The following is a 10,764-nucleotide window of genomic DNA, read 5'->3' on the forward strand; positions in this document are numbered from 1 at the left end:
CCGGACCGGCCCCGTCCACGCCCCGCCCGGGCCCCTCCCGGGCCCCGGACCGGCCCCCTCCGAGCCTCAGCCCAGCGCCGCCCGGACGGCCGCCGCCACCTCGCCGGCCCGCTGCGCGGCGAGCGGACGACCCGCCTCGTCGGTCAGGTAGAAGGCGTCGACGGCGTCCGCCCCGAGCGTGGACACGTACGCCGTCCGGACCCGTACCCCGGCACCGTCCAGTGCCCGGCCGATCCGGTGCAGCAGCCCCGGCGCGTCGTGCGCGCGCACCTCCAGCACCGTCGCCGTCGACGAGGCCACCGGCGGCGCCACCGCGACCAGCGGCGGAGGGGTGGGGATGCCCCGCCGGCGCGGCGCCGCGGCGTCCCGCTCGGCGAGCCGGCGCGCGACGTCCAGCGAACCGTCCAGCGCCCGGCGCAGGTCGGCCCGGAGCCGGGCGGCCTCCGGCAGCTCGCCGAACTCGGCCGCCACCGTCCAGGAGAGCAGCAGCACCGGCCCGGCGCCGATCGGGTCCAGCTCCCGCAGTCCGGCCGAGCGGACGGCCAGCCGGTGCAGCGCGAGCACCCCGGCCACGGTGCCGAGCAGACCGGGCCGGTCCGGAACGGCCAGCAGCAGCCGCACGCCCATCGGCTCGGCCCCCGTCTCGTCCACCTCGGCCTGGGCGAGCAGCGAGAGCGCCGGGCCGCCGGTCAGGGCCGCCTCCACGGCGAGCCGCTCCTGTTCGGCGGTCGGCTCGGCCTCGGCGGGGTGGGTGTACCCCCGGCCGAAGGCCGCGGGAGGACGGGCCCCGGCGAGCCGGGCGGCGGCCCGCTCGGCCAGGCCGTCCACCAGCGAGGCCCGCCAGCGGCTCCACGCGGCCGGGCCGGTGGCCAGTGCGTCGGCCTCGGTCAGCGCGTGCAGGAGTTCCAGCTGCGGCAGGGTGGTGACCACCTTGGTGATCGCGTCGACGGTCGCCGGGTCGTCCGGGTCCCGCCTGGTCGCGGTGTCCACCAGGGTCAGGTGGTGGCGGACCAGCACCGCGAGGGTCTCCACCGACTCCGGGTCGAAGCCCATCCGGGCCGCCACGTCGCGGACGATCACCTCGCCGGCCTCGCTGTGGTCACCGGGCCAGCCCTTGCCGATGTCGTGCAGCAGCGCGGCGACGAGCAGCAGGTCGGGCCGGGCCACCCGGCGGGTCATGGCGGCGGCCCGCACCGCCGTCTCCACCAGGTGCCGGTCCACCGTCCAGCGGTGCACCGCGTTGCGTTGCGGACGGCACCGGACCCGCTCCCAGTCCGGCAGCAGCCGGGTGATCAGCCCCTCGGCCTCCAGCGCCTCCCAGACCGGCAGGCAGGCCTCGCCCGCACCGAGCAGGGTGACGAGCTGCTCGCGCGCCTCGTCCGGCCAGGGCACCGGCAGCGGGCGGCATTCGGCGGCCAGCCTGCGCACGGTCGCGTAGGAGACGGTCAGGCCGTTCTGGGCGGCGGCCGCCGCGGCGCGCAGCGGCAGCACCGGGTCGGCGGCGGGGCGCGCGCCCTGGGCGAGCACCGCCTCGCCGTCCTGCTCGACCACGCCCTCGGCGAGCGGCCGGCGGTCGACCGCGCCCCGGGCCACCGCGCCCGCACCGCGCCCGGACCCGCCGAACGGGCCGGCGAACGGGAAGGGGAGCCGGTGCGGGCGCCGGCCCCGGGCCGAGCGGCCGGCCAGCACCCGGTCCACCGCCCGCCAGGTGACGTCACCCGCGTAGGCGATGGTCCGGGCCGCCTCGTAGACCTGGCGCAGCAGGGTGTCCGCGTCCAGGACGCCGAGCCGCTCGGCGACCTGGTCCTGGTCCTGCAGGCTGAGCCGTTCGGTGGCCCGGCCGGTGACCAGGTGCAGGGCGTCGCGGACGTCGGCCAGCCGGAGCGCGGCGGCGTCCAGACCGTCCCGGGGCGCGTCGGCCAGCCAGGTCGCGGCGACGGCGTTGAGCGCGACCACGTCCCGCAGGCCGCCGCGGGCCTCCTTGAGGTCCGGCTCCAGCAGGAAGGACAGCTCGCCGTGCCGTTCGGCCCGCTCGCGGCCGAGTTCGCGCAGTTCGGGTAGGCGTTTCGGGGCGCTCGCCCGCCAGTCGGCGAGGACGGCGGAGCGCAGTGCGGCGGTGAGTGCCGGGTCACCGGCCACGTGCCGCGCGTCCAGCAGGCCGATCTGCGCCTTGAGGTCGGCGGCGGCGACCGACCGGGCCTCGGCCGGGGTGCGGACGGAGTGGTCGAGCGCGGCGCCGGCGTCCCAGACCGGGTACCAGAGGCGCTCGGGCAGCGCCGGGTCGAGCGGGCCCTCGTGCAGCAGCAGGACGTCGAGGTCGCTGCGCGGGGAGAGTTCGCCGCGCCCGTAGCCGCCGACCGCGACCAGGGCGACGCCGCCGGGGGCTCCGGCGGCCTCCAGCAGGCCGGCCAGCCAGTCGTCGGTGAGCGCGGACAGCGCGGCGCGCCGGTCCCGGCCGCCGGGACCGGGACCGGCCAGCAGCCGGGCCCGGGCGGCGGCGTGGTCGAGGGTGCCACCGCCGGAGTCGTCGTGGGAGTGGTCGCGGAGGTCGTCGGTTCCGGTAGCCATGCGAAGTCCCCGTCCGTGGTCGTGCGGGTGGAGCGAGCGGCGCCGATACGCCGTCAGCGGACCTGCGACCGGGGTGGTCGCAGGCCCGCCTACGTGATCATCCGAATGCTAGGGCGTGCCTAGAGGGCGTCGGGGCCGCGTTCACCGGTCCGGACCCGGACGGCGGTGTCGACGGGGACCGCCCAGACCTTGCCGTCGCCGATCTTGCCGGTCCGGGCGGCCTTCACCAGGACGTCGATCAGCTGGTCGGCGTCGTCGTCCTCCACCAGGACCTCGATTCTGACCTTGGGCACCAGGTCCACGGTGTACTCCGCACCGCGGTAGACCTCGGTGTGGCCGCGCTGGCGGCCGTAGCCGCTGGCCTCGGTGACGGTCAGGCCGTGCACGCCGAAGGCCTGCAGCGCGGCCTTCACCTCGTCCAGGCGGTAGGGCTTGATGACGGCGGTGATGAGCTTCATCAGGCGTCGACCTCGGTCTTCTCGGTGCTCTTCGGAGCGACGGCGGGGGCGGCACCGGCGGCGGGGGCGGCGGCGACGACCGAGGCGGCCGGGGCGTGCGAGGTCCGGGCGAGGCCGGCGCCCAGGGCGCTGAAGTCGTACGCGGACTCGGCGTGCTCGGCCTGGTCGATGCCGGCGACCTCGACCTCCTCGGCGACCCGGAAGCCGATGGTGCGGTCGATCGCCTTGGCGAGCAGCCAGGAGAGCACGAAGGAGTACGCGCCGACCACGGCCACGCCCATCGCCTGCTTGCCGAGCTGCTCCAGACCGCCGCCGTAGAACAGGCCCTTGGCGGTCTGGCCGACGGTGCCGGTGGCGAAGAGGCCGACCAGCAGCGAGCCGATCGCCCCGCCGACGGCGTGCACACCGACCACGTCGAGCGAGTCGTCGAAGCCGAAGCGGTACTTGAGGCTGATCGCGGCGGCGCAGGCCGCACCGGCGATCAGGCCGATCGCCACCGCGCCGAGCGGGGAGACCGAACCGCAGGCGGGGGTGATGGCGACCAGACCGGCCACCGCGCCGGAGGCGGCGCCCAGCGTGGTGAACGCGCCGTGCCGCAGCTTCTCGTAAATCAGCCAGCCGACCAGCGCGGCCGCCGTGGCGACCTGGGTGTTGATCAGGGCCATCGCCGCGACGCCGTTGGCGGCCAGGGCCGAGCCCGCGTTGAAGCCGAACCAGCCGAACCAGAGCAGCCCGGAGCCGAGCATCACCAGCGGCAGGCTGTGCGGGCGCATCGGGTCCTTGCGGAAGCCGACCCGCTTGCCGAGCACCAGGCAGAGCGCCAGGCCCGCGACGCCGGCGTTGATGTGGACGGCGGTGCCGCCGGCGAAGTCGATCACGCCGTTGCGGTCGCCGAGCCAGCCGCCGTTGCCGCCGTCGAAGAAGAACACCCAGTGCGCGACCGGGAAGTAGACGACGGTCACCCAGAGTCCGACGAACAGGCCCCAGGCCGCGAACCGGGCGCGGTCCGCGATCGCCCCGCTGATCAGGGCCGGGGTGATGATGGCGAACATCAGCTGGAAGGACGAGAACGCGGTGACCGGGATCGTTCCGGCGAGATCGGTGACGCCGATGCCGCGCATCCCGAGGAAGTCCAGGTTGCCGATCAGTCCGGCGCCCGCGTCGGGGCCGAAACTGAGCGAGTACCCGTAGAGGACCCAGAGCACGCTGACGATGCCGAGCGAGAGGAAGCTCATCGCCAGCATGTTGAGGGTGCTCTTGGCCCGGACCATCCCTCCGTAGAAGAAGGCCAGCCCCGGGGTCATCACCATGACCAGGGCCGCACTGATGAGCACGAAGGCGGTGTCGCCCGCGCTGAAGCCGTCCGGCATCGGCGTCTCCTCTGAGTGGAAGCCGCTCCGCACCCGGGTTTCCTGTCCCGTGTACCCGGGGCGTCGGCGATGAGAAGGAGAGTGCCGAAGGCTGGTTTCGGCCGATGCGGCCGGTTGTTTCGCGGCGGTGACGAGGGCGACACCGGGGTTACGCCCGCGTGAACCCCGGCCACGCCGGACCGCCGGACGGGTTACCGTACGGCCGCTCCGCACGGGGCGTGCCGGATACGCCACCGACCGTACCGGCGGCGGCCGGTACGGTCGGCGGAGCGTGACGGGAGCGGCGGGTCAGACCACCGAGACGTACTCGGGAATGTCCTGAACCACCCGCTCCTGGAGCCGGCTGACCGCGTCGACGCCCTGGAACCGGACGGCGGCGGCCTCGGTGGTCTTGCGGACCCGGGAGTTCAGCCGCTCGGAGCGGACCTTGGTGGCGATGTCGACCGCCTGCTCGGCGAAGACGGCGGCCTGCTCCGGCTCCTTCTGCAGCAGGTGCACGCTGGCCATGCCGATCAGGTTGAAGGCGTACGAGCGGACGTGGTCGCCGTCCTGCCGGAACAGGTCGACCGCCCGCTCCATCACGGGCGCGGACATCGAGGCGTACAGCTCGGACTGGTCGGAGTGGTAGGCGAGGTCGCGGAAGGAGTGCGCGTTCTCCGCGTTCAGCTCGGCCGGCGAGAAGAACTTCAGCCAGTCCGGGTCGCCGTCGCCCTCGCGGATGTCGGTGAAGGTGTCCTCGGCCAGCCGGACCGCCCGGGCGCAGCGGTTCACCTCACCGATGGTCGCGTAGGCGCGCGCCTCCATCGCGTACAGCAGCGACTGCTGGCGCGGGGTGGCGGTGTCACGGCTGCCGTACTGGGCGAGGTGGATCAGCTCCAGCGCGTCCTCGCCGCGGTTGAGGTGGATCATCTGGCGGCTCATGTCGGTGAGGATCAGCGCGCCGAACGGGCGGTCGCCGGCCTCCTTCGCGGCGTGCAGCGCCAGCACGTAGTACTTCTGCGCGCTGGGGTGCATGCCGACGTCGTAGGACATCCAGCCGGCCAGGTGGGCCAGCTCGGCGGTGAGCCGGAACAGCCGCCGGGTGGTCTGTTCCGGGTAGGTCTCCTGGAGCAGGTCGGTGACCTCGTGGAGCTGGCCGACCACGGCCTTGCGGCGCAGCCCGCCGCCGTTCTGCGCGTCCCACTGCCGGAACATGACCGTGGTCTGCTCCAGCAGTTCCAGCTCGGGCTCGGAGAGCCGGCCGGTGAAGGGCTCGCCGCCGTTGGCGGCGGTGAGGATCGGGGTGGGCGTGCCGTTCGGGCCGGGGGCGAGCCAGCGCTGCATCGGCTCGATCAGCGCGGCGCCGGCGGTCAGGGCGAGCGAGGTGCCCAGGAAGCCCCGCCGGTTGAGCATGAGGTCGCTGCGCGAGTAGTCGCTGATCAGCTGGACGGTCTGGGGGGCGCTCCAGGGCAGGTCGACGCCGCCGCCGACGGTGGAGACCGGGATGGCCGCGCGCAGGCCGAGGTCCTCGATGGAGACCACGGAGCCGAAGCGCTCGGAGAACAGTTCCGACATGATCTTCGGGATCGGCTCGCGGGGCTGCTCGCCGTCGAGCCAGCGGCGCACCCGCGAGGTGTCGGTGGAGACGTGGTGGGCGCCGATCTGGCGAGCCCGTCGGTTGACCTGACGCGCCAACTCGCCCTTGGACCAACCGCTCCGGGCGAACCACGTGGTCAGCTTCTCGTTGGGTTGCTTCTCTGCCATGGGAACGTCCCCATCCCGCCCGGCCCCTGCTGCGGGGCCCCCGATCGTGACCGCCCGACGGTTGCGGGCTCTTACCGGTGCCGAACCTGCGGCGCCACCGCCGCCGGACCCACCGTCAGCTCCCCAACTCCCGGCTCCCCAGCGCCCGGAGCGGACTCCCCGACGAGGTCCGTGTGCTGAACGTAATGCCCCGCGTACCGTCCGGGGGAGCGGCCCTGGCGAAACGCCACCTTTCGCCACCCCCAGGAGTGAACCGAACCGAGTCGGCACGCGCTTGACTAGGTAGTCCCGACGGTCCGGCATATGCGGGCCGCCAAGTCCCCACCGGCACCCGGCCCTTCACGACAATGCGCCCCAGCCACAGGCGAGTTTGCCGTGCGCGCCGATCGACGCCCACCCCGCCCGCACGACGATCCGGCATCGGTACCGCCCGCCACAAGGCGGCGCCCGAGGCACACCACCGCAACAGGCGCACTCCGCGCGCTGCGCGCCGCCACCGCACAACGCACCACGCACCAGACAATCAACACAAAGTCACCGTCCCGTAACCATCGGCGACGAGAACCTGTTGGGGGAGGCATGGACAACCTGTTCGGCGAACTTCGACTGGGGCACCTTCGGCTGGCACCGCTGGGCGTGCGCCGCCGCACCCGCGTCACCGCGGGCCAGGCGGCCGCGGAGTACACCGGCCGGTGGGGCTGGGCCGTCGTCGTCGGCGAGCCGGCCCGCGCAGCCACCACCCCGGCCGACTGCCACTGCGGCACCCCGCGTTGCGCCGCTCCCGGTCTGCACCCCGTACCCGGCGGCGGACCCTCCGCCCGCCCCGGCCCGGACGTCTCCGTCCTGTTCCCCACCGGCCGCGCCTTCGACGTGCTGGACGTCCCCGAGCAGGCCGGGCTGCAGGCGCTGGTCCGGCTGGAACGGATGGGCACCCAGGTGGGCCCGGTCCTCGCCGCACCCACCGGTCGGCTGCAGTTCCTGGTCGCGGCCGGCACCGCCCGCAGGCTGCCGGACCTGCTGTACCGGATGGGCTGGGACGACGCCGCGCTCGACCTCACCTGCCACGGCGAGGGCAGTTTCGTCGCCGCCCCGCCCACCGTGCTGGGCGCCCTCGGCCCGGTCCGCTGGCTGCGCCGCCCCACCCGGGACAACGCCGGCTGCCCGCCCGAGGCCCGACTGCTGCTCGGCACCCTCGCCTACGCCTGCCACCGCGGCCGGGAGCGCACCGCCGAACCCGCCTGGATGGCCGGCTGATCGTCCGCCGGCCCCGGCACGGACCACGAGCCGGCCGGGCCGGGCCCGGCCCACGGTCGGCAGGCGGGAGCGGCGAGCGGGGTCACCGGACACGTCCCGGACACGCCGAAGGGCCCGCCCCTCACGGAGCGGACCCTTCTCGGAAGGACCGGGCGGGCCGGGGGTCAGTCCCCGATCAGCGCGTCCACGAACGCACCCGGCTCGAACGGCGCCAAGTCGTCCGCACCCTCGCCGAGCCCGATCAGCTTCACCGGGACGCCCAGCTCGCGCTGGACCGCGACCACGATGCCGCCCTTGGCGGTGCCGTCCAGCTTGGTCAGCACGATGCCGGTGATGTCGACCACCTCGGCGAAGACACGGGCCTGGACGAGCCCGTTCTGACCGGTGGTGGCGTCCAGGACGAGCAGCACCTCGTCCACCGGACCGTGCTTCTCGATCACCCGCTTGACCTTGCCCAGCTCGTCCATCAGGCCGGTCTTGGTGTGCAGCCGGCCCGCGGTGTCCACGAGCACGGTGTCGACGCCCTCGGCGATGCCCTCCTTGACCGCGTCGAACGCGATCGAGGCCGGGTCACCGCCCTCGGGCCCGCGCACGGTGCGCGCGCCGACCCGCTCGCCCCAGGTCTGCAGCTGGTCTGCGGCGGCGGCGCGGAAGGTGTCGGCCGCGCCGAGCACCACCGTGCGGCCGTCGGCGACCAGCACCCGGGCCAGCTTGCCGGTGGTGGTGGTCTTGCCGACGCCGTTGACGCCGACCACCAGGACGACGGCCGGACCCTCCTCGTGCCTGGTGGAGTGGACCGTGCGGTCGGCGTCCTTGCCGATCAGCTCGACCAGCTCCTCGCGGAGCAGCCCGCGCAGCTCGTCCGGGGTGCGGGTGCCGAGCACCTTCACCCGGGTGCGCAGCCGCTCGACCAGCTCCTGGGTGGGGGCGACGCCGACGTCGGCGATCAGCAGGGTCTCCTCGATCTCCTCCCAGGTGTCCTCGTCGAGGTGCTCGCGCGAGAGCAGCGAGAGCAGGCCCTTGCCGAGCGAGTTCTGCGAACGGGAGAGCCGGGAGCGCAGCCGGACCAGCCGGCCGGCGGTGGGCTCGGGGACGTCGAGGGCCGGAACCTCCTCGGCCACCGAGGGTCCGGGGACGGCCTCGGCCTCGACCTCGACCTCGGGGAGCTCCACCTCCTCGACGGTGCGACGGGGCTCCTCGGTCGGCGGCGCGGCCTCCTCGCCGACGGCGGGCTCGCGCGGGGTCGGGGGCGCCGTGATGACCGGCGCCTGCGACTTCGGGGGCAGCTGCTGGCGTCGTCTGCCGGAAACGACGAGTCCGGCGATCGCTCCGACGGCGACCACCGCGATGACTACGGCAAGAATCACGTATTCCATAACCCGTCCAGTATCCGTGACGGGGGCCCGGACGGACCGCAGGCGGCTAGACCGTTGTGCTACCGATGGCGTCCGGCCGTTCCCGGACCCCTTCGCCGGCCCGGCGTCCGGGGGTCGTCCCCCCGCGCAGGCGCTGGCTGATCACCTGGGAGATGCCGTCCCCCTTCATGGTCACCCCGTACAGGGCGTCGGCGGACTCCATGGTCAGCTTCTGGTGGGTGATCACGATCAGCTGGGAGCTCTCCCGGAGCTCCTCCATGATCCCGATCAGCCGGCGCAGGTTGCTCTCGTCCAGCGCGGCCTCCACCTCGTCCATCACGTAGAACGGGCTGGGCCGGGCCTTGAAGATCGAGACCAGCAGCGCCACCGCGGTCAGCGAGCGCTCGCCCCCGGAGAGCAGCGAGAGCCGCTTGACCCTCTTGCCGGGCGGACGGGCCTCCACCTCGACGCCGGTGGTCAGCATGGAGTCGGGGTCGGTGAGCACGAGCCGGCCCTCCCCGCCGGGGAAGAGCCGGGAGAAGACGCCTTCGAACTGCGCCGCGGTGTCGTGGTAGGCGGAGGTGAAAAGCTGCTCCACCCGTTGGTCGACGTCCTTGACGATGTCGAGCAGGTCGCGCCGGCTCCGCTTGAGGTCGTCGAGCTGCTCGCCGAGGAAGGTGTGGCGCTCCTCCAGGGCGGCGAACTCCTCCAGCGCCAGCGGGTTGACCTTGCCGAGCTGCTGGTACGCCTTTTCCGCCGCCCGCAGCCGCTTCTCCTGCTCGGACCGGACGTACGGACGCGCCTCCCCCGGCTCCTGCCCCTCCTCGGGCGTGGACGGCGGGACGAGCCGGTCCGGCCCGTAGGAGGCCAGCAGTTCGCCCCCCTCGATGCCGAACTCCTCCAGCGCGCGGGACTCCAGCTGCTCGATCCGCAGCCGCTTCTCGGCCCGCAGCACCTCGTCCCGGTGGCCCGCGTCGACCAACTTGTCCAGCTCGTCCTTGAGTTCGCGCCCGAGTTCGCGGTGCTCCCTCAGCTCCGCCTCGCGCGACGCGCGCGCCTGCTCGACCGCGGCCCGGCCGGCGTCCGCGCGGGCCAGCGACACCTCCAGGCAGGCCGCCAGCTGCCGGGCGCCCGCCGCGACGGCGTTCGCGACGCCCTCGTCGTGCGCGGCCCGTCGGCGGCGCTCGGCCGCCCGGGCGCGCGCCACGCGCGCGGCGCGGGGCGCCCGTTCCAGCTGATCGGCCCGGCCGGCCAGGGCGCGGACCCGCTCCTCGTGGGTGCGGACCGCGAGCCGGGCCTCCAGTTCGGCCTGCCGGGCGGCGGTCGCGCCGGCTGCCAGCCGCTGCTGCTCGGCGGGATCGGGCTCGTCCTCCCCCGCGGCGGCCGACTCCTCGGCCGCGGCGAGACGTTCGGCCAGTTCCTCGGCGGTGGCGAGCAGCCGGTCGAGCCCGTCCTCGGCGCGGACGGCGGCGGCCGTGAGCCGCTCGGCCTCGCCGACGGCCGCCCGGGCCTGGCCGCCGAGCCGGCCGAGTGTGCCCGCGACCTCGGCCCGGTCGCGTTCCCGCTGCCGCTGCCGGAGGGCGAGTCGGTCGAGTTCGGCCGCCGACTCGCTCCGCTGCTCGGTCAGTTCGGCCAGACGTTCGGCCGACTCGGCGCAGCGGACGGCGAGTTCGCCGAGCGCGCGGGCCGTCTCGTCCACCGCCGCCTGGGTCTCCAGCAGGCTGGGCGCGCCGCCGGAGCCGCCGTGCGCGAAGCCCGCGCCGAGCCGGTCGCCCTGTGCGGTGACGGCGGCCACCCCGGGGTGCGCGGCGACCAGGCGGACGGCGTCGTCCAGCGAGTCGACCACCGCGACGCCGGACAGCAGTTCGCCCACGGCGGGCAGCAACCCGGCCGGTCCGTCGACGAGTTCGGCGGCCCAGCGGGCACCGGGCGGCAACTCCCCGACCGGGCGGTCGGGTTCGGGTGCGCCGGCGATCAGCAGGGCGGCCCGGCCGGCGTCCTCCGCGCGCAGCAGCC

Annotated in this window: 7 protein-coding genes; 1 reads left to right on the forward strand and 6 read right to left on the reverse strand. The window is 74.7% G+C overall.

Going from position 1 to position 10,764, the window contains the following annotated elements; all coding sequences use genetic code 11:
* Positions 1 to 66: 66 nt before the first annotated feature.
* The 4 genes from ABZY91_RS18400 to ABZY91_RS18415 all read right to left on the reverse strand — a co-directional run bounded on the left by ABZY91_RS18400 (position 67) and on the right by ABZY91_RS18415 (position 6,139).
* Positions 67 to 2,568, reverse strand: coding sequence for a [protein-PII] uridylyltransferase (locus ABZY91_RS18400; RefSeq protein WP_355403524.1), 2,502 nt, complete (start codon positions 2,566 to 2,568; stop codon positions 67 to 69).
* A 119-nt stretch (positions 2,569 to 2,687) separates the two neighbouring features.
* Positions 2,688 to 3,026, reverse strand: a complete 339-nt coding sequence (locus ABZY91_RS18405) for a P-II family nitrogen regulator (RefSeq protein WP_327681022.1) — start codon at positions 3,024 to 3,026, stop codon at positions 2,688 to 2,690.
* A complete protein-coding gene (locus tag ABZY91_RS18410) occupies positions 3,026 to 4,396 on the reverse strand; it encodes an ammonium transporter (RefSeq protein ID WP_355403527.1) in 1,371 nt (456 codons plus the stop codon). Before ABZY91_RS18410 ends, ABZY91_RS18405 begins: the two co-directional genes overlap by 1 nt.
* Positions 4,397 to 4,684: 288 nt before the next feature.
* Positions 4,685 to 6,139, reverse strand: coding sequence for a hypothetical protein (locus tag ABZY91_RS18415; RefSeq protein ID WP_329882875.1), 1,455 nt, complete (start codon positions 6,137 to 6,139; stop codon positions 4,685 to 4,687).
* Between the two features lie 579 nt (positions 6,140 to 6,718).
* Here ABZY91_RS18415 and ABZY91_RS18420 point away from each other — a divergent pair.
* The gene (locus ABZY91_RS18420; protein ID WP_329882874.1) at positions 6,719 to 7,393 is read left to right on the forward strand and encodes a DNA primase; all 675 of its coding nucleotides are present in this window, start codon (positions 6,719 to 6,721) and stop codon (positions 7,391 to 7,393) included.
* A gap of 164 nt (positions 7,394 to 7,557) precedes the next feature.
* Here ABZY91_RS18420 and ftsY read toward each other — a convergent pair whose 3' ends face one another.
* The gene (gene ftsY, locus ABZY91_RS18425; RefSeq protein ID WP_355403530.1) at positions 7,558 to 8,769 is read right to left on the reverse strand and encodes a signal recognition particle-docking protein FtsY; all 1,212 of its coding nucleotides are present in this window, start codon (positions 8,767 to 8,769) and stop codon (positions 7,558 to 7,560) included.
* A gap of 46 nt (positions 8,770 to 8,815) precedes the next feature.
* A partial coding sequence (locus ABZY91_RS18430; protein WP_355403533.1) for an AAA family ATPase occupies positions 8,816 to 10,764 on the reverse strand: 1,949 nt, incomplete at its 5' end.

Origin of the sequence: Kitasatospora sp. NPDC002965, assembly GCF_040611255.1 — a bacterium.
Taxonomy (GTDB): Bacteria; Actinomycetota; Actinomycetes; order Streptomycetales; family Streptomycetaceae; genus Kitasatospora.

Excerpts from the sequence above, each read along its gene's own strand:
- ABZY91_RS18400 (WP_355403524.1), bottom strand. The coding sequence starts at position 2,568 with ATGGCTACCGGAACCGACGACCTCCGCGACCACTCCCACGACGACTCC.
- ABZY91_RS18415 (WP_329882875.1), bottom strand. The coding sequence starts at position 6,139 with ATGGCAGAGAAGCAACCCAACGAGAAGCTGACCACGTGGTTCGCCCGG.
- ftsY (WP_355403530.1), bottom strand. The coding sequence starts at position 8,769 with ATGGAATACGTGATTCTTGCCGTAGTCATCGCGGTGGTCGCCGTCGGA.
- ABZY91_RS18420 (WP_329882874.1), top strand. The coding sequence starts at position 6,719 with ATGGACAACCTGTTCGGCGAACTTCGACTGGGGCACCTTCGGCTGGCA.
- ABZY91_RS18410 (WP_355403527.1), bottom strand. The coding sequence starts at position 4,396 with ATGCCGGACGGCTTCAGCGCGGGCGACACCGCCTTCGTGCTCATCAGT.
- ABZY91_RS18405 (WP_327681022.1), bottom strand. The coding sequence starts at position 3,026 with ATGAAGCTCATCACCGCCGTCATCAAGCCCTACCGCCTGGACGAGGTG.